22 protein-coding genes are annotated in these 26,507 nt (G+C 68.2%); 4 read left to right on the forward strand and 18 right to left on the reverse strand.

Translation table 11 applies throughout. The annotated features are described in order from the left end of the window. Window positions 1–23 precede the first annotated feature (23 nt). The 12 genes from H7U20_RS05320 to H7U20_RS05375 form a co-directional block, all read right to left on the reverse strand. On the reverse strand, window positions 24–1,247 hold the full coding sequence (locus tag H7U20_RS05320) for a M24 family metallopeptidase (protein WP_199518573.1): 1,224 nt from the start codon (window positions 1,245–1,247) through the stop codon (window positions 24–26). 62 nt (window positions 1,248–1,309) lie between these two features. Continuing rightward, window positions 1,310–1,888 carry a type II secretion system protein gene (locus H7U20_RS05325; RefSeq protein WP_199518574.1) on the reverse strand — a complete coding sequence of 193 codons (579 nt, stop codon included), beginning with the start codon at window positions 1,886–1,888 and terminating at the stop codon, window positions 1,310–1,312. 2 nt (window positions 1,889–1,890) lie between these two features. Beyond that, window positions 1,891–2,274 (reverse strand): type II secretion system protein, encoded by a 384-nt coding sequence (locus tag H7U20_RS05330; protein ID WP_199518575.1) that lies wholly within the window; start codon window positions 2,272–2,274, stop codon window positions 1,891–1,893. Window positions 2,275–2,278: 4 nt separating this feature from the next. Further along, on the reverse strand, window positions 2,279–2,773 hold the full coding sequence (locus H7U20_RS05335; protein ID WP_199518608.1) for a type II secretion system protein: 495 nt from the start codon (window positions 2,771–2,773) through the stop codon (window positions 2,279–2,281). A 50-nt stretch (window positions 2,774–2,823) separates the two neighbouring features. Then, entirely contained in the window at window positions 2,824–4,851 is a 2,028-nt protein-coding gene (locus H7U20_RS05340; protein WP_233410516.1) for a general secretion pathway protein GspD, read from the reverse strand. Further along, entirely contained in the window at window positions 4,848–5,405 is a 558-nt protein-coding gene (locus H7U20_RS05345; RefSeq protein WP_199518576.1) for a hypothetical protein, read from the reverse strand. The genes H7U20_RS05340 and H7U20_RS05345 overlap by 4 nt, the downstream gene beginning before the upstream one ends. Next, window positions 5,402–6,010: a GspMb/PilO family protein gene (locus H7U20_RS05350; protein WP_199518577.1), complete on the reverse strand. Its 609-nt coding sequence runs from the start codon at window positions 6,008–6,010 to the stop codon at window positions 5,402–5,404. Before H7U20_RS05350 ends, H7U20_RS05345 begins: the two co-directional genes overlap by 4 nt. Next, window positions 5,998–6,624, reverse strand: a complete 627-nt coding sequence (locus H7U20_RS05355) for a hypothetical protein (protein WP_199518578.1) — start codon at window positions 6,622–6,624, stop codon at window positions 5,998–6,000. Before H7U20_RS05355 ends, H7U20_RS05350 begins: the two co-directional genes overlap by 13 nt. Beyond that, window positions 6,621–7,502 (reverse strand): hypothetical protein, encoded by an 882-nt coding sequence (locus H7U20_RS05360; RefSeq protein ID WP_199518579.1) that lies wholly within the window; start codon window positions 7,500–7,502, stop codon window positions 6,621–6,623. The genes H7U20_RS05355 and H7U20_RS05360 overlap by 4 nt, the downstream gene beginning before the upstream one ends. Next, window positions 7,489–9,171 (reverse strand): GspE/PulE family protein, encoded by a 1,683-nt coding sequence (locus tag H7U20_RS05365; protein ID WP_199518580.1) that lies wholly within the window; start codon window positions 9,169–9,171, stop codon window positions 7,489–7,491. The genes H7U20_RS05360 and H7U20_RS05365 overlap by 14 nt, the downstream gene beginning before the upstream one ends. Then, the gene (locus H7U20_RS05370) at window positions 9,168–10,379 is read right to left on the reverse strand and encodes a type II secretion system F family protein (RefSeq protein WP_199518581.1); all 1,212 of its coding nucleotides are present in this window, start codon (window positions 10,377–10,379) and stop codon (window positions 9,168–9,170) included. Before H7U20_RS05370 ends, H7U20_RS05365 begins: the two co-directional genes overlap by 4 nt. 227 nt (window positions 10,380–10,606) lie before the next feature. Further along, window positions 10,607–13,126, reverse strand: coding sequence for a M4 family metallopeptidase (locus H7U20_RS05375; RefSeq protein ID WP_370593084.1), 2,520 nt, complete (start codon window positions 13,124–13,126; stop codon window positions 10,607–10,609). A gap of 801 nt (window positions 13,127–13,927) precedes the next feature. Here H7U20_RS05375 and H7U20_RS05380 point away from each other — a divergent pair. Next, window positions 13,928–14,584 carry a hypothetical protein gene (locus H7U20_RS05380; RefSeq protein ID WP_199518583.1) on the forward strand — a complete coding sequence of 219 codons (657 nt, stop codon included), beginning with the start codon at window positions 13,928–13,930 and terminating at the stop codon, window positions 14,582–14,584. Between the two features lie 7 nt (window positions 14,585–14,591). On the opposite strand, the gene H7U20_RS05385 is transcribed toward H7U20_RS05380, so the two are convergent. The 4 genes from H7U20_RS05385 to argH all read right to left on the reverse strand — a co-directional run bounded on the left by H7U20_RS05385 (window position 14,592) and on the right by argH (window position 19,065). After that, window positions 14,592–15,302: a hypothetical protein gene (locus H7U20_RS05385; protein ID WP_199518584.1), complete on the reverse strand. Its 711-nt coding sequence runs from the start codon at window positions 15,300–15,302 to the stop codon at window positions 14,592–14,594. Next, the gene (locus tag H7U20_RS05390; RefSeq protein ID WP_199518585.1) at window positions 15,302–16,963 is read right to left on the reverse strand and encodes a TRAP transporter large permease; all 1,662 of its coding nucleotides are present in this window, start codon (window positions 16,961–16,963) and stop codon (window positions 15,302–15,304) included. Before H7U20_RS05390 ends, H7U20_RS05385 begins: the two co-directional genes overlap by 1 nt. Window positions 16,964–17,000: 37 nt before the next feature. Further along, window positions 17,001–17,570: a TRAP transporter small permease subunit gene (locus tag H7U20_RS05395; protein WP_199518610.1), complete on the reverse strand. Its 570-nt coding sequence runs from the start codon at window positions 17,568–17,570 to the stop codon at window positions 17,001–17,003. 97 nt (window positions 17,571–17,667) lie between these two features. Continuing rightward, window positions 17,668–19,065, reverse strand: a complete 1,398-nt coding sequence (gene argH / locus H7U20_RS05400) for an argininosuccinate lyase (protein WP_199518586.1) — start codon at window positions 19,063–19,065, stop codon at window positions 17,668–17,670. A 167-nt stretch (window positions 19,066–19,232) separates the two neighbouring features. On the opposite strand from argH, the gene H7U20_RS05405 reads away from it, so the two are divergent. After that, window positions 19,233–19,667 (forward strand): GNAT family N-acetyltransferase, encoded by a 435-nt coding sequence (locus H7U20_RS05405; protein ID WP_199518587.1) that lies wholly within the window; start codon window positions 19,233–19,235, stop codon window positions 19,665–19,667. Window positions 19,668–19,898: 231 nt separating this feature from the next. On the opposite strand, the gene H7U20_RS05410 is transcribed toward H7U20_RS05405, so the two are convergent. Together H7U20_RS05410 and H7U20_RS05415 are read right to left on the reverse strand one after the other, a co-directional pair. Continuing rightward, on the reverse strand, window positions 19,899–21,287 hold the full coding sequence (locus H7U20_RS05410; RefSeq protein ID WP_199518588.1) for a YfcC family protein: 1,389 nt from the start codon (window positions 21,285–21,287) through the stop codon (window positions 19,899–19,901). An 11-nt stretch (window positions 21,288–21,298) separates the two neighbouring features. Continuing rightward, on the reverse strand, window positions 21,299–22,429 hold the full coding sequence (locus H7U20_RS05415) for a succinylglutamate desuccinylase/aspartoacylase family protein (protein WP_199518589.1): 1,131 nt from the start codon (window positions 22,427–22,429) through the stop codon (window positions 21,299–21,301). A gap of 196 nt (window positions 22,430–22,625) precedes the next feature. On the opposite strand from H7U20_RS05415, the gene H7U20_RS05420 reads away from it, so the two are divergent. Continuing rightward, window positions 22,626–23,651, forward strand: a complete 1,026-nt coding sequence (locus H7U20_RS05420) for a MurR/RpiR family transcriptional regulator (RefSeq protein ID WP_199518590.1) — start codon at window positions 22,626–22,628, stop codon at window positions 23,649–23,651. A gap of 43 nt (window positions 23,652–23,694) precedes the next feature. After that, the gene (locus tag H7U20_RS05425) at window positions 23,695–26,460 is read left to right on the forward strand and encodes a TonB-dependent receptor (RefSeq protein WP_199518611.1); all 2,766 of its coding nucleotides are present in this window, start codon (window positions 23,695–23,697) and stop codon (window positions 26,458–26,460) included. Window positions 26,461–26,507 lie beyond the last annotated feature (47 nt).

The following is a 26,507-nucleotide window of genomic DNA, read 5'->3' on the forward strand; positions in this document are numbered from 1 at the left end:
GGCCCCCCCCCCCCGCGCCTGGCTTACTTGGCCAGGCCGAAGGGATCGTCGATGCTGTGGGCCGGCTCGGTGAACCATTTCGGACCGCTCTCGGTCATGTAGAAATGGTCCTCGTGGCGCACGCCGAACTCGCCGGGGATGCAGATCATCGGCTCGTTGGAGAAGCACATGCCGGACGCCAGCGGGGTGCGGTCGCCGCCGACCAGGTAGGGCCACTCGTGGATGTCGAGGCCGATGCCGTGGCCGGTGCGGTGCGGCAGGCCGGGCAGCTTGTAGCCGGGGCCGTAGCCGTCGGCCTCCAGCGAGCGGCGCGCGGCGCGGTCGACCTCCTCGCAGGGCACGCCCAGTTGGGCCGCCGCGAAGGCCGCCGCCTGCGCCGCCTTCTCGCTGTTCCACACGCTGCGCTGGCGCTCGCTCGGCGTGCCGTAGACGTAGGTGCGGGTGATGTCGGAGATGTAGTTGTGCAGCTTGCAGCCGGTGTCGATCAGCACCGTGTCGCCGGCTTTCAGCGTCTGCACGTAGCTGACGCCGTGCGGGTAGGCGGTGGCCTCGCCGAACAGCACGATGACGAAGTAGGAGCCCGGCGCGCCAACCTTGCGGTGGGCGCGCGCGATGAACTCCTCCACCTCGGTGGTGCTGATCCCCTCGCGCAGCATGCTGGCGGTGGCGACGTGGACGGCCAGCGTCATGTCCTTGGCGCGCTGCATCAGCGCGATCTCGGCGGCCGATTTGCGCGTGCGGCAGTGCGCCGTCACGCTGCGCGCGTTCTCCAGCGCGTAGCCGGCCGCCAGCGGGCGGATGCCGTCGTAGATGAAGAAGGCGGCGCTCTCGCAGATGCCGACGCGCGGCGGCCGCGCCGCGTCCGGCGCGACGCCCATCCGGCCCAGCACCTCGACGAACAGCCGGTAGGGACTCTCGTGCTCGTGCCAGCCGTTGACCGCGCCTTCGACCAGCATGAAGTCCTTCAGCGTGCTTTCCTCGAAGGCCGGGGCGATGTATTCCAGCGCGCCGCTGGCCGGCAGGATGGCGCCGACCATGCGCTCGCTGGCATGCCAGCGCGTGCCGGTGAAGTACAGCAGGTTGGAGCCGGCGTTCAGGTAGATCGCCGCGATGCCCTGGTCGCGCATATAGGCCTGGGCCTTCTCGATGCGCTGCTGGTGTTCCTCCTTGCCGATGGCGACCGCGCCTGCGGTCATGTCGGACAGGGTGGCCAATGCTTGTTCGATGCTGCTGCCGCCTATGCTCATTTTTTGTCTCCTGATGGTTTTCGGGGAGGCGCGGTTCTGTGTCCACGCCGCCGCCGATGATATCAGTTTTGTCGCGGCGGGTCGGCGGCGGGCTGGCCGCCCTGGGTGATTTTCAGGCCATCCTTCTGCGGCGTGAACAGGTCGGCCGGGTAGGTGAACAGCCAGTCGGCGTAGCGCGTCTTGCGGCGCAGGGCGGCGGCGTCGTCCTCGTCGAAGTTGTCCTGCTTGAGCGGCACCTTGTCCGACAGCGAATGCACGCCGACGATGCGGCCCTGCTGCAGCACCAGGCCCCATTCGGCCTTGCCGCTCATGGGGTCGGCGTACAGGCGGCGCAGGTGGCGCCGCGGGTTGGCGAAGCGCGGATCTTTCAGCAAGTCCTCCAGCCGCAACGGATACTGGTTCTGGCCGTTGATGGCGCCGTTGCCGGTGGCCTTCTGGTAGCGCTCGATGGCGGCGCGGAACTCGTGGCCGATGAAGATCAGTTCGCGCTCCTTGTCGCGCCGCGCCGCCGTGGCGAACAGGCCCGAGGCGACCACCAGGCCGACGCCCATGAAGGCCACCAGCAGCAGCGTCCACAGGTAGGCGAAGCCGCGCGCGGCTGCTCGCGGCGTTGCGGACGGCGCTGCGGATATGCGGCGCATGCTCACAACTGGCCGAAGGGCACGCCTTCGCGCGTGCGGCCCTTGGCGCCGCTGCGGATGTCGGCCACGCCGGGCTTGTCGGCGTCCTGCGAGGGCAGCAGCTGCCAAGTGACGGCCGATTCCGTCACCGGGTCCAGCGGCACGCTGCGGAAGTAGCGCTGCGTCACCAGGTCGGCCAGCGCGGCCGGGTACTCGCCCTTGTCGGCGTAGTACTTGTCGATCCCGCTGCGCAGCACCTGCAGGTTTTCGCGCAGCGCCACCTCCTTGGATTTTTCCACCGAGCCGAAGTAGCGCGGCAGCGCGATGGTGAGCAGCAGCGAGATGATGGCCAACACCACCAGCAGCTCGATCAAGGTGAAGCCGCGCTTGTGAACCGGATTCAGCATAGATTCACCATAGCCGCAGCGGCACGCCGTTCAGGCCCAGCTTGGGCGAGCGCGAGGCGACGTCGAACACGTCGTCGCCCTCGCTGGGGTTGTCGGGCGGCGAGTTGTAGCTGCGCGGCGCCCAGCTGGCCGCCGCGCCGTCGTTGCCGTTGGCGGCGAAGGGATCGCGCGGCAGGCGGCGCAGGAAGTAGATGTTCTGCTTGCGCGGGCTGCGCTCGTCCGGCACGCCGCGCACCAGGTCGTCGAGCTTCTTGGGGAAGCCGGAGTCGCCGATCGCCAGCTTGATGCGGCCGGCGTCGGCGGCCCGCTTGTAGGCGTCGATCGCCTCGCGCAGCTCGATCAGCGCGCCGCGCAGCTGGTGCTCCTTCTCGCGCTGCAGCGCCACCTGGGTCATCGGCACGGCCACCATCGCCAGCGTGCCCATGATGGCCAGCGTGATCATCAGCTCGATGAAGGTGAAGCCGCGCGCGCGGCGGGCCACGCCGACCCGGCCGGCCATGCCCGGCATGCCCTCCATGCCGCCCGTGCCCACCATGCTCACCATGTTCACTATTGACCCTTCTTCGGCGTGTTGTTGGGCGTGGCGCCCGGCTTGGTCCGGCTGCTCGTCGGCGCCGGCTCGGACCCCGGCGGCGGCGCGGGCGGCGCGGGCGAGGCGACGGGGGCGGCGTCGGCATCGCTGCTGGCCGCCGCGCCGCCGGTCATGGCGTTGCCGCCGCCGGTCATCGGCGAGGCGCCGCTTTCCTGCGGCGCCTCCGGCAAGGCCGGCGTGGCGGAGCCCGCGCCGGCCAGCAGCGGGCCGCGGCCGCCGATGTCGGTCTCGGTGCCGGAGTTGAACTCGGCGGCGCTCAGCTCGGGGCGGCGGATGGCGCGCAGCACACGCGGCGTGATCGACAGCACGATCTCGCTGCGCAGGCTATCGTCCTTGTGGCTGCCGAACAGGCGGTTCAGCACCGGCATCTCGCCGACGCCGGGCACGTGGTTGCCGGAGGCGCGGTCCTCGTCGCTGATCAGGCCGGCCAGCACCTGGGTCTCGCCGTCCTTCAGGCGCAGCGTGGTGGTGGCGCTGCGCGTGCCGATCTGGTAGGCCTGGGTGCCGGATTTGCTGGTCACCACCTTGATGACGTTGCTGACCTCCAGGTTGATCTTGATGGCCACCTCGTCGTCCAGATAGACGTTCGGTTCGACGTCGAGTTTGAGGCCGACGTCGACGTAGTTGACGCTGTCCGAGCTGACGCCGTTGTTGGTGGTGACGGTGATGACCGGCACGCGGTCGCCGATCAGCACCTTGGCCTTGTCCTTGTTGCGCACGCGGATGCGCGGATTGGCCAGCAGATTGCTGTCGCTGTCGGTCAGGCCGGCCTTCAGCACCACCGGCCCGAGGCCCAGCTTGATGTTCTGGCCGTTGATGTGGCGCAGGTCGTTGACATACAGGCCGTTCTGCGAATTGGCGGCGCCGCCCAGGGTCAGGGTGGCGCTGTCCGGCCACTCGATGCCGAGCTCCTGGATGCGCGAGCGCTTCACCTCCAGCACCTCGACCTCCAGCATCACCTCCGGGTCGGCCAGGTCCTGCACGGCGATGATGCGTTCGGCCATGCGGATCATCGCCGGCGTGTCGCGCATGATGATGATGCCGGTGCGCTCGTCGGTGACCAGGTCGCGCGCCTTGAGCAGGGTCTTCAGCGAGAAGGCCACGGTCTTGACGTCGCCGTTGGTGAGGAAGAAGCTGCGCACCAGCAGCTGCTGGTAGTCCTTCACCTTCTGCGGCGTGTTCGGGTAGATGGTGACCGAGCGATCGCCGGTGACGGTTTGCTCCAGCTGGTTGGCGGCCAGCAGCATGCCGATGGCCTCCTCGATGCTGGTGTCGCGCACCGAGATGGTGGCGCGGATGTTGGGATCGACCTCGCGGTCGAAGACGAAGTTCAGGCCCGACACCTTGCTGATGAAATCGAACACGGCGCGCAGCGGCGCGTCGCGGAACTCCAGCGTGACCGGCTTGCGGTAGGCCGCCGCCAGCCGGCCTCCTGCCGGGCGCAGGCGGCCCATGGCGTCGTTCAGCCGCGTCTTCAGGCGCAGCGCGTCGCGCTGGTTGGGCCGTTCCAGCAGCACCGGGCGCAGCAGATCCTGCGCCTGGCCGACGTTGGCCTCGCCGCCGCGTTCGAGCAGCGCCTCGGCGGCGCTCAGCGCCAGTTGGTGGCGGCGGTCCTGCGCCAGCGCCTCCAGGCCCTGGCGCGCCGCCACGTTGTCGGCGTCGATGCTCAGCGCCTGGTTGTAGGACTGTTCGGCGCCGGCCAGGTCGCCCTTCAGGCGCAGCGCGTCGGCGCGCTTGTTCATGGCCTGGACCAGGCGCAGTTTGCGGTTCAGCAGGACGATGCGGAATTCGGCGTTGTGTGGATCGTCGCGCGCCGCCTGCTCCAGCTTGGCCAGGCCCGGTTCGATCTGGCCGGCGTCGAGCAGGGCGTTGCCCTCCTTGAAGGTCTGGCTGCCGGCGCAGGCCGTCAGCAATAGTATCGACAGCAGCGCAGGCAGCAGGGCGGGCAGCAGCGTGGGCAGGCCGGTGGTGGCGGTGTTTTTCAATTCGTGTCCCCTACGACCAGTGATTGTTTTTGATTCAGCGGCAAATAGATGAAGTGCAGGGCGTCGGCGCCGACGCTGTCGAGCACATAGCGCTCGTCGATCTTGTCGCCGGCATGGGCGACGATGTTGCGGCCGTCCAGCTGCAGGAAGAAGGCGGTCTTGCCCTCGTCGACGAAGCGGCCCATGAACAGGAAGGGCAGCGGCGGCGCGCCGGCCGGCCCGGCCGGCTTGGCTGGCGCCGCCGCAGTTTGTTCCGACTGCGCCGGTATGGGTTTCTTCGGCGCCTCCGGCTGCCAGCTTTGCTTGGCGAAGACGTTGCCCAGCTCCTCCTCGTCGTCGGCGACGCGGGCCTGGATGCGCAGCGCGTTGGCGGCATCGGCCTGTTCCGCCGGGATCAGCGGCGTGGCCGGCAGAACCGGCACGGCGGCCGGCGCGCTGGCGGGGCGCTCACGCGTGCTGGCGCCGGCGGGGCCGACCACGCCGCCGTCCTGGTCCGGCGCGAAGTAGGCGGCGATCAGCGTCGCGCCGGCGGCGGCGATCAGCAGCTTTCTCATGGCCGGCCACCGCGCTGGCGTACCAGCAGCTGGAACTGGATGCGCGCCTCGACCTCGCCGGCCTCGATCTGCTCGCGGCGCAAGGCCACCGAATCCAGCGTCAGCGTCGGCAGCGCCTGTAGCGCGGCCAGGATGAAGGCCTGCAGCTTGGCGTAGTCGGCCTTGATCGGCAGCGTGATCTGGTAGCGGGTGAAGCCGCCGCGCGGCTCGGATTGGGCCTTGTAGTCGGCCTTGGCCAAGGTGACGCCGTTGGCCTGGGCCACCTTGACCAGCTCCTGCAACTGGTCGGGGATCATCTCGTGTGCCGGCAGGTAGGCGTGGAAGGCGGCCACCGCGGCGGCGTCGCCGCTGCCCGGCGCGGCCGCCGCGACCGGCTGGGCGGCGACACGGGCGGCCTGCGCCAGCTGGCGGGTCAGTCCGATCTGGCGCCGCTCCAGGTCGGCGCCGTGCCACAGCGCCAGGGCCGCCAGCGCCAGCGCGGCGAGGCCGCCCAGCGCGCCGGCGCCGAGCCGGCGCGCCATGCGTTTGGCCTGCCACAGCAGGCGCGGCGCCAGGTTGGCGGGCAGGCGCAGGCTGCTCGCCGGGCGCGGGTTCATTGCCGCCATTGGGCCTCCAGCTGGAATCGATAGGCATGGTCGGCCGCCGTCGTGCTCATCTCGTGCTTGACCAGGTAGACCGACTTGAACAGCGTTTGCTGGTTGAGGAAGGCCAGGTAGTTGAGCATGTCCTGTGCCGTCTCCGCCTCGGCGCCGATCTTCAGCGCGCCGGCCGGGTTGTCCGCCATGCCCTTGGCGGCGACGCCGCCCGCCTCGTTCAGCTCCAGCTCGGGCTGGCCGTTCAGGTCCAGCGACAGCAGGGCGACGCGGATGTCGCGCGGCGCCTGCAAAGTTTTGATCAGGCGCGCCACCGGCAGATTGAGTTGGCGCACCGCCTCGGCGATGGTTTTCAGTTGCAGGTCCAGCTCGCGCTGACGGGCCGGTTCGAGCACGACGCGGGATGCCGGGCGCGGTTGCGCCTGCGCCAGCTGCGCCTGCAGGCGCTGCACGTCCTGCCACTGGGTCAGCCAGTTGGCGCCGGCCGGCAGCAGCGCCAGCAGGCCGGCGGCCAGCAGCGCCAGGCGCCAGCCGCGCGTCGCCGCGCCGCCGTTCTGGTGGATCAGGTTCAGCCGGCTGGCGCCCGCTGCCGCGCCGATGTGGCGCACTTCGCTCAAGTCGCTCATGCCGCCTCCATCAATGCGCCCGGCGCCATGGCCGGCGTGCCGTAGGGGCCGGCCACCAGCTTGAACTGCGGCGCCAGCAGCTCCTGCGGCCGGGTGGCGCCGCTCATGTCGACCACCAGGATCTCGCCGATGCCAGCCAGTTCGGGCGCGCGCAGCGTCCAGCGCTGCCAGGCCTGGGCCAATTCGGCGTGCCAGCCGGCGCCGCAGGGCTGCGACTGGATCGCCGCGATGCCGCCGCGCGCCAGCGCGGCCAGCGTCATGCGGCCCGGCTCGACCACGGCGAAGGCCTGCGGTTTGGCCGGCGCCAGCGTGCGCCACACCGCGCCCAGCAGCGGTTCGATCACGCAGCAGCGCCGGCCCTGTTCTTCGGCCACCTGGCGCAGGCCTTGCAGCAGCGCCGCGTCGACGCCGCAGACCAGGCGCGGTTGGCCGTAGGGGGCGTCGTCGGCGCACAGGCTCCAGCCGCGCGCGGCGTCGCCATACACGGCGGCCAACTGGTTGTGCAGGAAGCGCGCCGCGCCCGGTTCGGCCAGCAGGGCCTCGCTCCATGGCGCCAGCACCAACTGGCACCAGCGTCCGGCCAGGCTGATCTCCAGCGGCGCCTTGGCGGCCCGGGCGGCGGCGCGCGCCTCGGCGGGGGCGGCGGCGTGCGGGCGGGCGTGTGGCGCGCTGGCGGCCGGGCCGGGCTGGCGCGCGCGGGCCAGATACTCGCGCAGCGCGTCCAGCGCGCCCTGCCAGTGGCCGTCCGGGTTGGCGTAGGCCAGGCGCTGGGCGCCGGCCGGCTCGGCCCGGCGGCCCCGGCGCGGCAGCGCCAGCAGCTGTTGCGGCCCCAGATGCAGGCACAGCGTGGTCGGCGCGAGGCGATCAATAAGTGACACGGTTCAGCTCCGTCAAAGTGGTTTCGCCCAGCCGCACCAGGTCCAGCGCGGCTTCGCGCGCCAGGCGGAAGCCCATGCCCGCCGCCTCCTCCTTCATGCGGCTGACCGGGGCGCGGGTGCAGATCATCTCGCGCATGGCGTCGTTCAGGATCAGCACCTCGGCCACCGCCTTGCGGCCCTTGTAGCCGGTGCCGCGACAGTGGCCGCAGCCGGCGCCGGCCATGAAGCGCCAGCCGGCCACCTGCGGCGCCGTCAGGCCGCTGTCGCGCAGCTCCTGCGCGTCCGGCGTCGTGTCGAGCGCGCAGTGCTCGCAGTTGAGCCGCAGCAGGCGCTGCGCGACGATGCCGTTCAAGGCCGCCGCGAAGCTGTAAGGGTCGACCCCCATGTGCAGGAAGCGGCCGACCACGTCGAACACGTTGTTGGCGTGGACCGTGGTGAACACCAGGTGGCCGGTCAGCGAGGCCTGCACGGCGATCTGCGCCGTCTCGTCGTCGCGGATCTCGCCGATCATGATCTTGTCCGGATCGTGGCGCAGGATCGAGCGCAGGCCCCGGGCGAAGGTCAGGCCCTTCTTTTCGTTGACGGGGATCTGCAGCACGCGCGGCAGGCGGTATTCGACCGGGTCTTCGATGGTGACGATCTTGTCGCGGCCGGTGTTGATCTCGGTGATGGCGGCGTACAGCGTGGTGGTCTTGCCGGAACCGGTCGGCCCGGTCACCAGCAGCATGCCGTGCGGCTTGGCGGCCAGGCGGCGGATCTGGACGATGGCGTCGGCGTTCAGGCCCAGGCTTTCCAGCCGCAGCGCGGCGGCGGCCTCGGTCAGGGCGCGCCGGTCGAGCAGGCGCAGCACCGCGTCCTCGCCGAAGATGTTGGGCATGATGGAGACGCGGAAGTCGATCTCGCTGCCCTTGACGCGCACCTTGAAGCGGCCGTCCTGCGGAATGCGGCGCTCGGCGATGTCGAGGTCGGCCAGCACCTTGATGCGCGAGATGACCTGCTCGGCCATTTGCAGGCCCTGCACCTGGCCGGCCTGCACCAGCACGCCGTCGACGCGGTACTTGATGACCAGGCTGGCGACGTCGCATTCGAGGTGGATGTCGGAGGCCTGGAACTTCAGCGCGTCGTAGATGGTCGAGTTGACCAGCTTGACCACCGGGCTGCTGTCCTCGCTGATGCGGATCAGCGAGATGTCCTCGACGTTCTGGTCCAGGTTCGCGCCCGGCTCGCCGTCGTCGTCGCCCATCTCCTGCATGGCCTGCTGCACGCTTTCCAGTTGCACCAGGTAGGCGGCCAAGTCGTCGGCGTGGGCCAGCGCCACGCTGAAGGCGGCGCCGGCGGCGTAGTCGGCCCACTGCAGCAGATCGTCGGCGAAGGGGTCGCCGACCACCAGCACGGGCGTGCCGGCCTGCGGGCAGTGCAGCAGCACGCAGTCGCGCTGGGCGCAGTCGGTGTAGGGCAGCAGCTCGAAGGCCGGGCGCGCCGCCTGCAGGCGCGCCATGTTCCAGGCCGGGTAGCAGAACAGCGCGGCCAGCTGGCGGGTGAACTCCTCCGGAGTCAGGCCGGCCAGCTCCTGCAGCACGGCCAGTTGCGGCCGGCCCTGCGCCTGGGCGGCGGCGCGCGCCGCCTGCAGCAGCTCGGCGCTGAGCACGGCCGGTTCGCGCGCGTTCACGACAGGCTCCCGGCCAGCTCGAAGATCGGCATGTACATCAACACCACGACGCCGCCGATGACCACGCCGATCAGCGTCATCAGCAGCGGTTCGAGCAGGCGCGAGGCCCAGTCGACCCAGCGGGCGAACTCCTCGTCGTGGAACTTGGCCGAGCGCTCCAGCATGTCGCCCAGGCGGCCGGTGTTCTCGCCCACCTTGAGCAGCGACTGCGCCACCGGCGTGGCCAGGCCGTTTTGCTCCAGCGCGGCGGAGAAGGGCAGGCCCTGCTCGACGGCGCGGCGGGTGCGCAGCAACTGCTCGCGTTGCTGCGGCATCAGCATGGCGCCGCTCATCGCCAGCGCCTTGGACAGCGGTATGCCGGCGTGCAGCAGCAGGCTGAGGGCGCGGTACAGGCGCGCCAGACGGAACTCGGCGGCCTTGGCCGCCAGCAGGGGCAGGCGCAGCACGGCCAGCAGCAGGCGGGCGCGCAGCGCGGCGTTGCCCAGGCCGAGCACCAGCGCGGCGACGGTGGCGCCCAGCGCGGCCAGGCATAGCCACGGGTGGGCCGCCAGCGACTGGCCGAAGGCCAGCAGCATCTGCGACATCCAGGGGATTTCGCGGCCCGAGCTCTCGTAGACCACGCTGAACTTGGGCACCACGTAACCGAGCAGGAACAGGGTGACCAGGGTGCCGACGGCCAGCAGCATGGTCGGATAGATCGCCGCCGACACCAGCTTCTTGCGGATCGCGTCGAACTGCAATTGGTAGGCGACGAAACGGGCCAGCGCCTCGGGCAGGTTGCCGGAGCGTTCGGCGGCGTGCACGGTGGCGACGTAGAGGTCGGGGAAGACGGCCGGGAAGCCGGCCAGCGTGTCGGAGAAGCTCTGGCCCTGCTGCAGGGCCAGGCGGATCGCCGCCAAGGTGGCGCGGGCGCCGGCGCGGTTCTCCTTGTTGTGCAGCGTGGCCATGGCCTCGCTCAGGTTGAGGCCCGCTTCGAGCAGGGCCAGCAGCTCCTGGCTGAACTGCAGCAGCGGGAAGGGCTGGCGGCTGCGCGCGCCGGCCGCCGCCGCGCCGGCGTTGGCACCGGCCCGGCCGCTGTCGGCGCCGGCGATGGCCAGCACGCGCCAGCCGTTGCGCGCGGCTTGGCGGAGCGCCTCGGCCTCGCTGGCGGCGTCGATCGCCACGGCGCGCGGTCCGGCGCCGCCCTGTACCTGGAGATGGAACTGCATCGCGGCCTCAGGCGGGCCACCCCGGCGCGGTGGGCGTGGTGGGGCGGGCGGCGGGCTGGGGCAAAATCTGTGTACGCATCGGTCGATCGCAATCGGAAAAAATGCAGAACAGTCGGGTAGGCTGACCACCATAGACTGCCGGTGTAAAAAAATCAACGTTGTTCGAACGCCTGTTGTAAAACGGCCCCGCCGGCATGGCGGGGCCGTTGTGCCACATGGCTAGCCGATTACTGGGTCAGCACGCTGACCTTGTCGACCACGAAGGAGGTTTGCAGCGAGGCGTCCTCGGTCATCGCGAACGAGATCTGCACGGTCTGGCCTTTGTACGCCAACAGGTTGAAGCTGCGCACTTGATAGCCGCTGGCCGCGTTCTTGTTGGAGTAGGTGGCCAGGGTGCCGAGCACCGCGCCGCTGCTGCTCTTCACGGTGACGACCAGCTTGTCATAGACGACGGCTTCGGTTTCGGCCGTGTCGATGTGCAGCGCGAAGCTCAGCGTGGCCGAAGTGGCCGCCGCCGGGATCGCCACGCTTTGCGTCAGCGTCTCGGTCGCGGTCGCGCCGTTACCACCCAGCCAGGCGAACTTGCTGCCCTCGTAGGCGGTCTGGCCGGCGTAGTTGCCGATCGCGCCGGTGCTGCCGCCCCAGCCGGTGGTGCCGGACTCGAAGCCGCCGTTGGTGACACGCTCGGTGCTGCCGCCGCTGCCGCCGGTGACCGTCAAGGTGGCGCCGCTGGAGGTGGCGCTGGTGGCCGGCGAGGCCGCGTCGGTGACGGTGGCGCTGAACACGGCGCCGTTGTCGGCCGTTTGCGCCGTCAACGAGTAGGTCGGCGAGGTGGCGCCGCTGATCACGGCGCCGTTGCGCAGCCACTTGTAGCTGTAAGGCGCGGTGCCGCCGCTGGCGCCGACCGTGAACGAGGCGGAGGCGCCGGGCGCCACCGTCACGCTGCTCGGCTGGGTCGAGATCGACACGCCGCCCGGCACGCCGGATTCGTCGACGTCGGCGCCGACGTTGATCGCCGCGTAGGCGCGCTTGACGGCGGTGGCCTCCTTGCTGCCCACGCCGTACAGCTCCTCGGCCGCCAGCAGCACCTTGCTGCGCGCGTCGGCGTAGTTGGTCAGCTGGGTGAACTTGGTGGTGTTGGCCTTGAACCAGATGCGGAAGGCCTTGTCGTTGCCGATACCGGTCATCGCCGCCGGGCTCTTGTTCAGGTAGGAGCTGTAATAGTCGCTGCTCGAGCTAGAGTTCGAGCCCTGCGACAGGAAGTAGAACATGCGGTTGTTCGGGCCGCTGCTGTAGTGGACGTTGAGGTTGCCGACCGAGCTGCTCCAGGCGTTCGGGCTTTGGCCGTCCTTGCTCGGTTTGTACATCCAGCGCAGCGGCTGGCCGCTTTTGCTGATTTCGACGCCCATCATCCAGTCGTTACCGCCGGGGATGGTGGTGCCGGTGCCGCCGGCGCGCGCGTAGGCCTCGACCATCTCGCCGCCGATGTCCGAGTTGGACTCGTTCAGGCCGCCCGACTCGCCCGAGTACTCCAGGTTGGAGGTGGCGTCGGTGACGCCGTGCGACATCTCGTGGCCGATCACGTCGATCGAGCCGAGGCTCTTGAAGCTGCTGCCGTCGCCGATGTACATGCATTTGCAGCCGGGGTCGAAGAAGGCGTTGTCGTAGTTGTTGTCGACGTGGGCGGCGATGTAGGTCGAGGTGTTGGCGCCGTCCAGGCTCTGCCAGCCCAGCACGTTCTTGAAGGCGTCGTAGGTGTTCATCAGACCCCACATCGCGTTGACGGCGGCGGTCTGGCCGTTGGCGTTGGTGGTGCTGCCGCCGCTGATGTACTGCTGGCCGTCGCCCCAGGTGTTGCTGGTGTTGGTGTAGATGCTGCCCGGGTTGGGATTCGATTCCGGGCTGTGGTTGGCGTTGGTGATGGCCATCGCGCCGAACTTGCCGCCGGTGCCGCGGGTCGCGTCCTTCATCGAATAGGTGCTGCCCGACAGGGTGGTGTTGATCGGCACGCTGCCGTTGTACTGGCTGTTGCCGGTGCCGACCACGGTTTGCAGCGCTTCCCATTGTTTGAGCACGGCGCCGGTTTTGGCGTTCAGGATGGTGTCGCGGTAGACCAGTTTGCGGTTGTCGGCCATGCGTGTCTGCACCAGGTAGGCCAGCTCGTAGTGGTCGAGCACTTGCTCCAGGTCGAGCGCGTTGAGGGCCGTCTCGGCCTTGTTCTCGGCGCCGGCCACGCGCACCGTGCGCATCACCGGATAGATCAACAGCTCGGCTTTTGGCTCCCAGCGGTGCAGGCCGCGCGGTGCCACCGCCTTGACCACCTTGTCGATCGCCTCGGTGGCGCTGAAGCTCGGCGCCAGGTCGGCCAGCGCTGCGCTGGCGGCGCCGCGCGCGCCGTCCTTGGCGCCCAGGCCGGCGCGGCGGTCGGCCACCGACTCGCTGACGATTTCGTTGGCGTCGTTGGTGACGATCACCGACTCGGAACCGTAGATGCGCAGGCCGTTGTAGGTGTGCTGGGCGCGTGTGATGCGGGTGCCGATCACGCCGGGGTGCTGCGCCGAGATGGCGAAGCCGTGGGCGGCGTCGAGGCCGAGGGCGCCACCGCGCGCCTTGAGTCTGGCGACCAGGCCGGCGTTCTCTTGTGGAGAGGCTTGGCCGGCCGGTGCCGCCATCAGCTGGCCATTGGCCTGGGCTGGGTTAAAGGCCATCAGCGGCAGCGCGGCGATGGAAGCGGCAATTAGGGTCATGCGTAAATTCATCTCTTCTCCATGTATGGTGTAGGTATATTGGATGGGTGACCCGGCCTATGTGTGGGCGGCCGGCCTGACGTCTTCCACCACCGCTTCGCGGTTGGCGGGCGGCGGCGCAATGCCGTGAAAACGGCGGGCAGGGGCGACACTATTCCCATCGCTGGCAGCAAGTCAAAAATCTTCGGAAATTGGTCGGACGGGCGTGGAATGTTAAAAATTGGACATTCTTGCCGGCATCGGCGGGAGGCGCCGGTCAGCGCCGGCCCGTGGCGCGGGCGGGCTACGGCGGCCATCGCCGCCTATCTAGCGCGAAATGCTCCGCCAGGCGCGCACGATAGGCGCTTAATGTGTTAAATCCGCAACGGAATAGAATTAACATACTAAATTCGTCAACAATGCGACACAATGCCCAATTCTTCAGCAAATGACAGTTGCAAAATTTTAATATTGCGATTTAAACTAACCAGTGCCGGCCGGAATACTGTTCCTCCGGCGTATAAAAAGCGCAGGGCACAACCCGCAAAAAACACAGCGCATTCGGGAACCACAGGAAGAAAAAAATGACTCCATTCACAGCACTGGCGCCTCGCCGCCGCATATTCTCCGCCGCCTCCCTCACGGCCCTGCCGCCACCGCCATAGCGCCCGCTCCCGGCACACAGCGTCGCCGCGCGCGGAGTGGACAGCGTTCCGCCGCCTGGCATCCGCCGTCATTTGATTGTCGCTCCAGGGGATTGCTCGCCAGCGTGGCGCGTGATGCGGGCCTGTCACGTCCGTTTGGGGCAAGGGGAGAACCACTATGCTGTCGATATCTACCAAAGTTGAACGGATCGTGCTGGAGTCGTCCTTCCTCACCGAGGGGTTGGGACGGGGCCTGATCAACCTGTCGGAGCTGGCGCGCCAGTTGCAGCCGCAGCTGGAAACCGACCTGTGGAAGCCGGTCGGCCAGGCCGCCGTGGTGATGGCGCTGCGCCGCGTCGCCGAACGGCTGCCGCCGCAGCGCGGCAGCGAGATCGTGCTGCCGCAGAAGACCGGCGAGCTGACCACGCGCACCGAGCTCACCGAGTTCACCTACCGCTATTCGGAGAACACCTACGAGTGCCACCGCCAGTTGCTGGCGCTGGCCGAACCGCACCGTGGCGCCTTCATCACGGTCACGCGCGGCGTCAAGGAGGTGATGGTGGTGTGTAGTAAATCGCTGACCGGGGTGGTCGAGCATGTCTTCGCCGGCGAGCGCGAGATGGCGCGCCTGGTCAACCTCAACGCGGTGACCCTGCACCTGAACCCGGAGACCTGCCGCACGCCCGGCATCTACCACGCCATCCTCAAGCAGCTGGCCTGGGACAAGATCAACCTGATCAACATGATCTGCACCTACACCGAGCTGACCATCCTGCTGGAACAGAACCAGACCGGGGCGGCCTTCTCGGTGTTGTCGCGCATCGTCGCCAGCTAGCCGCCGCTCAGGCCATCCAGAAGAACACGGCGGTCATGCGCTTGTCTTCGTGCTCGCAGCCGAAGTAGCCGCTGGCCGAGTGCACCAGGTTGGCGCGGTATAGCAGCATGCGGTTGAAGCGGTTGTCGACCCGCACGTCCTCGCTCCAAGCCTGCGGCGGCAGCGAGGTGACGCCCAGCGCTTCGCGCAGATTGGCGTGTGGCGGGCTGCAGAAATTGCCGCCCAGGGCGCCGTCCGGGTAGCGCAGGCGGTAGAAGGAGGTGCCGGCGGCCGGCAGCGGATCGGGCGACAGGTAGATCACCGCCGCGTAGCGGCACAGTTTGAGCGAGTCGGTGTGCGGCCGTGGCCCGGACTCGATGCCGCCGACCAGCTGCACATAATTGTGGTTCAAGGTGCTGCCCTCGGGCGTGGCCTGCTGCCACAGGCGCTTGGCGCCGGTGACCTGTTTGACCCAGGCTTCGACCGGGGCCAGCTCGCCGGCCGTCAGCGCGGCGGCGCTGCGCATGCCGGGCCAGGGTTCGGCCCGGTGCGGCGCGCCCAGTTCCCAGTCGGCCTTGTCGAAACAGCGGCGCGCCACGGCGGCGGCGTCGGGCAGGATGTCGTCCTTGACCCAGTAGTCGCGCCCCAGTTGGGGCTTGCGGTAGCTCAGCGTCGGACGCCGGCCGGGCGCCGCGCCCGCGCCCGGCCGGGGTTGTGGCGGCAGGGGCGGGCGCGGCATTACTTCTTCTCCGTGTCGGTCGAGAAGTTCAGCGCCGGCGCCTCGTCGTCCTTCTTTTCCTCCTTGTCGGCCGGCGTGCCGTAGTCGGCCGGCGCCTCGATCTTCAGTTCGATCTGTTCCTTCATGTCGACCTTTTTCTCCACCGAGACCAAATGCGGGAAGGCGATGATCAGGGCCACCATGATGATCTGGATCAGCACGAAGGGAATCGCGCCCCAGTAGATGTCCGAGGTCTTGACCTCTTTCGGCGCCACCGAGCGCAGATAGAACAGGGCGAAGCCGAACGGCGGGTGCATGAAGGAGGTCTGCATGTTCACGCCCAGCAGCACGCCGAACCAGATCAGGTCGATGCCCAGCTTTTCGGCCACCGGACCGACCAGCGGCACCAGGATGAAGGCCAGCTCGAAGAAATCGAGGAAGAAGGCCAGCAGGAAGAACATGATGTTGACGACGATGAGGAAGCCGGTGGTGCCGCCCGGCAGCGACGACAGCAGGTGCTCGACCCACAGGTCGCCGTTCACGCCACGGAACACCAGCGAGAACACGGTCGAGCCGATCAGGATGAAGATGACGAAGCAGGACAGCCGGGTGGTCGAGTTCATCGCCTGTTTCATCAGGCTCCACGACAGGCGGCCGTTGGCCATGGCCAGGATGATGGCGCCCATCGCGCCCATGCCGCCGCCCTCGGTGGGCGTGGCCAGGCCGACGAAGATGGTGCCCAGCACCAGGAAGATCAGCGCCAGCGGCGGGATCATGACGAACACCACGCGCTCGGCCATGCGCGACAGCAGGCCGATCTTCAGGTGGCGGTTGGCCAGCGCGAAGACGAAGGCGCCGACGATGCCGACGCCGCCCGAGAAGATGCCCAGTTCGTCGGCCGCCAATTTCGGATGGCTGGCGCCGTAGATGTTGGCGAAGGCGAACGAGGCGGCCACCGCGCCGATCACCAGGAACAGCAGCGAGACGGCGCCGCTGTTGCCGTTGGCCTCGCGCAGGTTGCGCGCCTCCAGCGGCAGGGCCGGCACCATCTTCGGTTTGAAGATCGACACCGCCAGCACGTAGCCGGCGTACATCGCGGTCAGCAGCAGGCCGGGCACGAAGGCGGCCTTGTACATGTCGCCGACCGAGCGGCCCAGCTGGTCGGCCATGACGATCAGCACCAGCGACGGCGGGATGATCTGCGCCAAGGTGCCGGAGGCGGCGATGACGCCGGAGGCCAGTTTTTTGTCGTAACCGTAGCGCAGCATCACCGGCAGCGAGATCAGGCCCATCGAGATGACCGAGGCGGCCACCACGCCGGTGGTCGCCGCCAGCAGGGCGCCGACGAAGATCACCGCGTAGGCGACGCCGCCGCGCACCGGCCCGAATAGCTGGCCGATGGTGTCGAGCAGGTCCTCGGCCATGCCGGAACGCTCCAGGATCAGGCCCATGAAGGTGAAGAAGGGGATGGCCAACAAGGTGTCGTTGGCCATGATGCCGAAGATGCGGTTGGGCAGGGCCTGCAGCAGTTCGGGTTTGAGCAGGCCCAGCTCGATGCCGACCAGGCCGAAGAACAGGCCGTTGGCGGCCAGGGAAAACGCCACCGGGAAGCCCGATAGCAGGAAGATCACCAGGGCGCCGAACATGATCGGCGCCAGATTAGCTGTCAAGAATAATTCCATGTCTCTGTATCCGCTCTCTTATTATGGTGTGGTGAGATTACAGCTTGTTGGCCGCCTTGATCGCCTCGATCTCTTCCTCGGGCGTGGCGACGTGCTTGGCGAATTCGTGGCCGTCGATCTTCCCGGCCAGGAAGGCGATGCGCTTGATGATCTCGGAGACGCCCTGCAGCAGCATCAGCAGGAAACCGAGCGGCACCAGCAGCTTGGCCGGCCAGACGATCAGGCCGCCGGCGTTGCTCGACATTTCGGCGCTCCGGATCGACAGCAGGGCGAAGGGCACGCCGTAGTAGAGGATCACCAGCGAGATCGGCATGAGGAAGAGCAGGAAGCCGAACAGGTCGATCCAGACCTGGGTGCGCTTGGAAAAGCGGCCGGCGACGACGTCGATGCGGACATGCTCGTCGCGCTTGAGCGTGTGGCTCGAAGCCAGCATGAACATCGCGGCGAACAGATACCATTGGATTTCCAGCCAGCCGTTGGAGCTGGCGTTGAAGGTGTAGCGCACCAGCGCGTTGACGGTGCAGATGATGACGGCGGCGAGCAGGGCCCAGCCGACCATGGCGGCGATTTTCTCGTTGAGCGTATCGATGGCCCGCGAAATTGACATGAACATTTGTGTCTCCTCTATCCTGCTGTTGCGGACGACGTCCGGCGCTACTTTGGCGCCGGACTTTTCGGGAAATGCTAAGTGTGACGCTGTGGCCTTAGCCGGCCAGTTGGGCGCGCACGCGGGCGATGGCGGCGCGCACCTGGCGCGGCGCCGTGCCGCCGACGTGGTCGCGCGCGGCCACCGAGCCCTCCAGGGTCAGCACCGCGAACACATCGGCCTCGGTCAGGTCGGAGAAGGCGCGCAGCTGCTCCAGCGACAGGTCGGCCAGGTCGCAGCCGGCGTCGACGCAGGCGCGCACGGCGCGGGCGACCGCCTCGTGGGCGTCGCGGAAGGGCAGGCCCTTCTTGACCAGGTAGTCGGCCAGGTCGGTGGCGGTGGCATAGCCCTGCAGGGCGGCGGCGCGCATCGCCTCCGGCTTGACGCTGATGCCGCCGGCCATGTCGGCGAAGATGCGCAGCGTGTCGACCAGGGTGTCGACGGTGTCGAACAGCGGCTCCTTGTCCTCCTGGTTGTCCTTGTTGTAGGCCAGCGGCTGGCCCTTCATCAGGGTCAGCAGGCCCATCAAATGGCCGTAGACGCGGCCGGTCTTGCCGCGCGCCAGTTCCGGCACGTCGGGGTTTTTCTTTTGCGGCATGATCGACGAGCCGGTGCAGAAGCGGTCGGCGATGTCGATGAAGCCGACCCGTGGACTCATCCAGATCACCAGCTCCTCGGACATGCGCGAGATGTGGGTCATCACCAGCGCGGCGGCGGCGCAGAACTCGATGGCGAAGTCGCGGTCGGAGACGGCGTCGAGCGAGTTGTGGCAGACGTCGTCGAAGCCCAGCGTCTTGGCCACGCGCAGGCGGTCGATCGGGAAGGTGGTGCCGGCCAGCGCGGCGGCGCCCAGCGGCAGGCGGTTGACGCGCTTGCGGCAGTCGGCCATGCGCTCGGCGTCGCGGCCGAACATTTCGACATAGGCCAGCATGTGGTGGCCGAAGGTGATCGGCTGGGCCACCTGCATGTGGGTGAAGCCGGGCATGATGGTGTCGGCGTGCTGCTCGGCCAGGTCGGTCAGGGCGCCGCGCAGCGCCGCCAGCAGCACGCTGATGTCGTCGATGGCGCCGCGCACGTAGAGGCGGATGTCGGTGGCCACCTGGTCGTTGCGCGAACGGCCGGTGTGCAGGCGCTTGCCGGCGTCGCCGACCAGTTCGGTCAAGCGCTTCTCGATGTTCAGGTGGACGTCCTCCAGGTCGAGCAGCCACTCGAACTGGCCGGCCTCGATCTCCTGGCCGATCTGGGTCATGCCGCGCACGATCTCGGCGTGGTCGGCGGCGCTGATGATGTCCTGCGCCGCCAGCATTTCGGCGTGCGCCAGCGAGCCCTGGATGTCGGCCTTGGCCAGACGTTTGTCGAAGAAGACGGAAGCGGTGTAGCGTTTGACGAGGTCCGAGACGGGTTCGGAGAAGCGGGCCGACCAGGCCTCGCCTTTTTTGGAGAGTTGTGCTGTCATGGTATTGGAGTAGGAGATGCGGTTCTGCTGCGGTTTTGTCTGGGACGATTATAAACAAGGTTGACGGGGCACAGGACATTTAGGCCGCCGCGCGGTGACAGCGGTTTGAAAATCGGCGAATATTGTGGTTTCTATCCATTTAACCTTGCCAAAAAGGTCAATTTGCCATGAACGAATTTGAGATCAGCAGCGAGCCGGCACGGCTCGACATCGATGTGGTGCACGGCTTCCTGAGCGAGCAGTCGACCTGGGGCGGCGGCATGCCGCGCGCCTTGCTGGAGCGCGCCATCGCCAACTCGCTGTGCTTCGGCGGCTACCTGGGCGGGCGCCAGATCGCCTTCGCCCGCGTGGTCACCGACCGCGCCACCTTCGCCAACCTGGTCGACGTGTTCGTCCTGCCCGGGTACCGTGGCCGTGGCTACAGCAAGGCCTTGATGGCCGCCGTGCTGGCGCACCCGGAGCTGCAGGGTCTGCGCCGCTTCATGCTGGCCACCGGCGACGCGCACGGCCTGTACGCCCAGTTCGGCTTCACCGCGCCGCAGCGGCCGGCCACCCTGATGGAGCGCTACTTCCCCGACATCTACCAGCCGGCGGCGAAGTAGGGGAGTAAGCCCGTAACCCCGGGGTCAGCGCAACCCCGCAACCCCGGGGTCAGTGCCGACATTCGGACACGAGCTGAGCAGTAACGCTGCTGGCCCCGGGGTCAGTGCCGACATTCTGGCCCCGGGGTCAGTGCCGACATTCGGACACAAGCTGGACAGTACTGGCGGAGCGAAACCGTTCCTACGGCTCAGTCCGTGTCCGAATGTCGGCACTGACCCCGCCGCTTGTTGTTATTGCCAGTTCATCAGGCAGGGCGGGATCAGCAGCAGCAGGGCCAGCGCGGCGTAGATCAGCTGCAGCGGCACCATCCACTTGGCCCAGGTGATCCAGGGGATGCGCGCCAGCGCCAGTACGCCGACGGTGATGCCGGAGGTGGGCAGCATCGGCGTGTTGAATTCGCCCAGCTGGAAGGCCAGGATGGCGGTCTGCCGGGTCACGCCGACCAGGTCGGCCAGCGGCGCCATGATCGGCATGGTCAGCGCGGCCTGGCCGGTGCCGGAGTGGATGAAGAAGTTGATCACCGATTGGATCAGGTACATCTTCTGCGCGGCGAAGATCGGGCTGGACGACTGCACCAGCGGCATCAGCGAATGCAGCATGGTGTCGATGATGTGGGCGTCGCGCGCCAAAATCATGGTGCCGCGCGCCAGCGCGATGACCAGCGCGGTGCCGACCAGGTCGCGCGCGCCCTGCATGAAGGCGTTGACCAACTGGTCGGAGTCGAGCCGGCCGACCAGGCCGACCACGATGGCCATGGTGAGGAACAGCGCGGCGATCTGCTCGATGTACCAGTCGTACAGGATGACGCCGCAGACCATGGTGCCCAGGGTGGCGACGAAAATCCACAGCACCAGGCTGTGGGTGCGCGTCATGCCGTGGAATTCGCCCAGGCCGTCGGGACTTTCGCGCCGCTTCTCGCAGTCGAGCGCCCAGGTCGGGCTCTTTTCCGGCGTGCGCTTGATGCGCGCCGCGTACCACATCAGGAACAGCGCGGTGATGGCGGTGGCGATGGCCCACACCAGCACGCGGTAGGCCATGCCGGAGAACACCGGCAGGCCGGCGATGCCCTGGGCGATGCCGACGTTGAAGGGGTTCAAAAAGGCGGCGCCGAAGCCGACCTGCGAGCCGAGGAAGGGGATGGAGACGCCGACGATGGTGTCGTAGCCCAGCGCCAGCGCCAGCGGCACGAAGATCAGGATGAAGGGGATGGCCTCCTCGTTCATGCCGAAGGTGGCGCCGCCGATCGAGAACAGGGTGATGAACACCGGGATCAGCGCGGCGCGCACGAACCTGGAGTGGGTATGGGCCTTGGCGATGGCCTTGATCATCGAGTCGATCGCCTCGGTCTTTTGCAGCACGGCGAAAGCGCCGCCGACGATCAGCACGAAGCCGATGATCAGCGCGGCGTCGACGAAGCCCTTGATCGGCGCCATCATCAGCGCGGCCAGGCCCTGCGGCGCGCTGGCGATCAGGTGGAAGGAGTCCGGGTCGATCATCTGCTTGCCGTTGACCAGGTGGGTGTCGTACTTGCCGCCCGGGACCAGCCAGGTGGCCAGCGCGATCAGCGCCAATATGCCGAACAGCAGGACGAAGGTGTGCGGGAGTTTGAATTTTTTCATCGGGGTTCTGGTTATTGGCTCAGCAGTTTGCCGGCGCGGAAGGCGGTGGCGCCGGCGATTTTACCCACATTCATCCCGCGCAGCACGTGGCGGTGGCCGCTGCGGGCGAAAAACACGCCCGGCACCGTGCAGCGCAGGGTGGTGGTGGCGCCGCTGACCGGGTCGATCAGGTCGCCCAGCGCGTCGCCGGCCGCCAGCCGTTCGCCCATCTCGCGGGTGTAGACCAGCACGCCGGCGTGCGGCGCCAGGATCGGTTCGACGCCTTCCAGCGGCGTCGGCTGGCACAGCGGCGCCGGCAGTTCGGCCGGCAGGCGCGCGGCGCCGGCCGCCAGCACGCCGCTGTGGACCAGGAAGGCCAGCAGCGCCTCGGCGTCGCGCTCGGCCAGGGCGTAGCCGACCTCCATCTCGCCGCGCAGCTCGACGGTGGTCGACAGGCAGGCCGGCGGGATCGGATGGCGGCCCTCGAAGTGGGCGTCGAGGTCCCACCACAGGCGGCTGCAGGCTTCGTCGAAGGGTTCCTCGCCGGCCGCCAGGGCCAGCAGCACGGCGTGCGCGCCCATCAGCGCGGCCAGCGGCGCGGCCGCCGCCGCCAGCGGCGTGCCGGCGTAGATGTGCAGCACCGCCTCGTTGTCGCAGTGCAGATCGAGCACGATGTCGGCGTCGATGGCCATGCCGAGCAGGATCTTCTTCAAGGTCTCGGCGTCGGTGGCCGGCTGCCAGCGCGCCACCGAGGCCAGCGCGTGGGCGCGGATGGTGGCGACGTTGTGCGCCGCGTCCTGGTTCAACTGGCCCGCCAGCGACAGCTTAAGGTCCTCGGCGACGTGTTTGTAGGCGCGGTTGAAGTTGGTGCCGGTGGTCAGGTCGAAGCGGCCGAAGGGGGCGCCGTGGATGGCCTGGGCCAGGCCGATCGGATTGGCCGCCGGCACCAGGACCACCTCGCCGAGGATCTGGCCGGCCGCCTCCAGCTCGGATAGACGGCGGCGCAGGAACTGCGCCACCAGCATGCCGGGCACCTCGTCGGCGTGCAGGGCGGCCTGGATATACACCTTCTTGCCGGCGCCGGGCGTGCCGAAGTGGAGGCTGGTGAGTTGGTAGGCGGCGTTGGCGGAGGGGGCGGAGATGGCGTGGGTCTGTGTGCGCATGGGGGGGGGCTTGCCCCGTTTCGGGGCGTGGTTGTCGGCGTGTGAGCGATTATGTAGCAATATTTTCATCAAGTAAATCGATGAAAAAAAATATGCAAAAAGTTGTTGAGTTTCCTTTTTGATATGCGTAGAGTGAACTTAATCATTCCATTTTTGCCAGTCATTTGACCGGCCCAGCCCGCCGACCGGAGAGTCCATGACGCCAGCCAGATCCGCCCCACCGTCCTCGCCCGAGGTCGCCTTCGCGCAGTCGGCGTTGGGCCAGGCGCTGTTGCGGGCGCTGGGCGGCGGCTCGGTGTCGCACAAGCGCATCGCCGACTACCTGCTGCGCAACCAGATGCGCGTGACGGCGCTGGGCATCGGCGACCTGGCCGAATCCTGCCAGGTGTCGAGCGCCACCATCAGCCGCTTCGCGCGCGACATCGGCTACAAAAACTACGCCGCCATGCGCGCCGCTGTGGCGGGAACGCTACAGGCGGTGCTGCAGCCGGTCGACAAGCTGCGCAACTCGATCGAGCGCCGCGCCGGCGCGCCGTCGCCGGTCAGCGAGAGCCTGGAATACGCGGCGGCCAACATCCACGCCACCGGCGCGGCGCTGTCGCTGGCCGAGCTGGACGCCGTGGTGCGCAAGCTGAAGGCCGCCAAGACCGTCTACGTGATGGGCTTCGGCCTGTCCTCGCACCTGGCCGGCATGCTGGCCCAGCACCTGCATTCCTTCTGCCCGCACGTGGTGGAGGTGGTCGGCATCGGCGGTTCGGAGGTGGCGGCCGGCCATCTGGTGCACATCACCGGGCGCGACGTGCTGGTGGCGATCTCGCTGCCGCGCTACACGCTCGACTGCATCCGCCTGGCCAACTTCGTGCGCGACCGTGGCGCCTGCGTGGTCGCGCTGACCGACTCGCCGGCCTCGCCGCTGGCCGAACTGGCCGATTACACGCTGTACGCGCAGAGCACCCACCCGGTGCTGCCGAGCAGCGCCGGCACCGCGCTGGCCATCATCGAGGCCCTGGCGGTGGCGCTAATGGTGTCGCACGCCGATAATGTCGACAAGGCCAGCCGATTGACCGAGGCCATCGCCGCCTACCTGTACGGCGGCGATCCCGCCCAGCTGGCGGCGCGTGGCGCGCCAAGAAAAGCGGGGCCGCGCACGCCGGCTCCGGAAGCGGTGGCAGTCGTGAAAAAAAACCGCCGGGCGGACCGCAAGGTCCGGCCCGGCCAATAAAACCGTGTAGGACATACACACACTGGGGAGCGTTTGCATGGAAATGAAACACCAAGGGCAGCAACAGCAGCAGCATCCTTTGCCACGGCAACTGCCGTTGGCGCGCGCGCTGCGTCTGGCGCTGGGCCTGACGGCGGTGGCCGGCGCGCTGGGCCAGCCGGCCCGGGCGCAGACGCCAACGGACGGCGTGGAAAAAATCCAGCGCATCGAGATCACCGGCTCGGCCATCAAGCGCCTTGAGTCGGAGACGGCGCTGCCGGTGCAGGTGATCACCCGCGCCGATATCGAGAAGGCCGGCGTGACCACCGCCGCCGAACTGATGGCGCGCCTGGCCGCCAACGTCGGCGGCCTGACCGACGGCGCCAGCATCAACGTCGGCGGCGACCAGCGCGGCTTCAACAGCGCCAACCTGCGCGGCATCGGCACCTCGTCGACACTGGTGCTGCTGAACGGCCGGCGCATGGCCAACTTCGCCTCGCCCGGCGACGACGCCGGCGTCGACCTGAACAACATCCCGGCCGCCGCGTTGCAGCGCGTCGAGGTGCTGCTCGACGGCGCCTCCTCGCTGTACGGCACCGACGCCATCGGCGGCGTCATCAACTTCATCACCCGCAAGGACTTCCAGGGCGTCGAGCTGAACGCCTCGGCCATGGCCACCAAGGAGGGCGGCGCCGGCAAGCGCACCGCCAGCATCAGCGCCGGCCACGGCAACCTCGACAGCGACGGCTACAACCTGTTCGCCGTGCTCGACGTGCAGAACACCGAGCGCCTCAGCACCGCGCAGCGCAAATTCGTCGGCGAGCTGCACGTGCCGCAGCGCCTGGGCCACCTGCTGTCGAGCTACACCAGCCCGGCCAACATCCGCCTGAGCAGCGCCCAGCGCGATTATCTGCAAGAGAACAACTTCCTCTTGAACGGCAAGCCGATCAGCAACCGCATGATCAACCTGTCGATTCCCGGCTGCGCCGCGCCGGCCAATCTGTACCTGCCGGCCGGCACCGGCGGCGTCGACGCCTGCACCTACGACTACATGGGCGACACCGAGCTGTATCCGAAGTCGGAGAAGCAGAACCTGCTCAGCCGTGGCGTCTTCAAACTCAACGCCGACCACCAGCTGTACGCCGAGCTGGCGCTGAGCCGGGCGCGCACCTGGTACGTCGGCTCGTCGGCGCGGGTCAACGCCAGCATCGACTACCGCAAGGTGCCGGCGCTGGCCAACAGCGGCTTGATCAACGTCGACGACAGCGATCCCGAGCAGCTCGAACTGCGCATCCGCCTCAACGAGGCCGGCCAGCGCACCAGCGAACTGACCAGCAGCAGCCAGCGCTTCGTGGTCGGCATGAACGGCGTGCTGGGCGGCTGGGACTACGACGTCGGCCTGAACCACAGCGTCAGCACCATCTCCGACAAGGACACCCACGGCTACCTGCTGTACGACCAGTTGAAAGCCGGCGTGGCCGACGGCCGCATCAACCCCTTCGGCCCGTCCGGCGCGGCCGGCCTGGCGCTGATCGACAGCATCCAGGTCAACGACGACGTGCGCCACGCCCGTGGCAGCATGGACGCGCTGGACTTCAAGGCCTCGCGCGCGCTGATGGCGCTGGGCGGCGGCGACCTGGCGCTGGCGCTGGGCGGTGAGCTGCGCCGCGAGCGCACCGACTTCACCCCGTCGGCCCTGCTGATGAGCAACAACATCAACAACGACGACGCCCCCGAGGGCGGCCACGCCACCAGCGATACGCGCAAGGTGTCGGCCCTGTTCGGCGAGCTGCTGCTGCCGTTCTCCAAACAGTGGCAGGCGCAGCTGTCGTCGCGCTACGACCACTACCAGACCGTCGGCGGCGCCTTCAGCCCCAAGCTGGGCCTGACCTACACGCCGACCAACGCGCTGCTGCTGCGCGCCTCGGCCGGCAAGGGCTTCCGCGCGCCGTCGATGTCCGACCTGTACCGGCCCACCGTCTACAGCCAGACGGCGACCCTGCCCGACCCGGTCAAGTGCGCCGCCGAGGACAACAACTACGCCGACTGCGCCGACAACTGGAAAACCCGGCGTTACAGCAACGTCGACCTGAAGCCCGAGCACAGCCGGCAGTTGTCGCTGGGCGCGGTGTTCGAGCCGAGCAAGCTGTGGAGCGCCAGCCTGGACTACTGGAACATCAAGCGCACCGACCTGATCAGCGAGATCGGCGACGACGTCATCCTCGGCAACCTGGCCAAGTACGGCAGCCTGGTGCACCGCGACCAGGACGGCGACATCGACTACATCGACCTGCGCAAGGAAAACCGTGGCGCCCAGCTGGCCAGCGGCCTCGACCTGGCGCTCGACCTGCACGGCGTGCGCAGCGCCTGGGGCACCTTCGGCGCCCGCCTGAACGGCACCTACGTGCTGCAGTCCAAGCTGCAGACCAACCCGGGCGACGTCTATGTCAGCAACCTGAACGCCTTCGTCACCGACGGCGTGGTGCAGCGCTGGCGGCACAGCATCAGCCTGGACTGGGACCAGGGACCGCTGTCGCTGAGCCTGCTCAACACCTATTCGAGCGGCTACACCGACCAGAACTCGGCGATCAACACCGACGACGGCAGCGTGGTGGCGCCGAACAAGGTCAAGGCCTACTCGCTGTGGGACCTGACCGGCTCCTACGCCATCAGCAAGCAGTTCAAACTGCGCGCCGGCGTGCAGAATTTGCTCGACACCAGCCCGCCGTACTCGAACCAGGCCTACCATTTCCTGTCCGGCTACGACCCGAGCTACACCGACCCGCGCGGCCGCCGCTACTACCTGGCCGCCAGTTACGCCTTCAAGTAAGCTTTAAGGATGGTCCGCTAGTCTGAGCCGGGAAAACCCAGCGGCGC

This window comes from Rugamonas violacea (genome assembly GCF_016461825.1).
GTDB lineage: Bacteria > Pseudomonadota > Gammaproteobacteria > Burkholderiales > Burkholderiaceae_D > Rugamonas.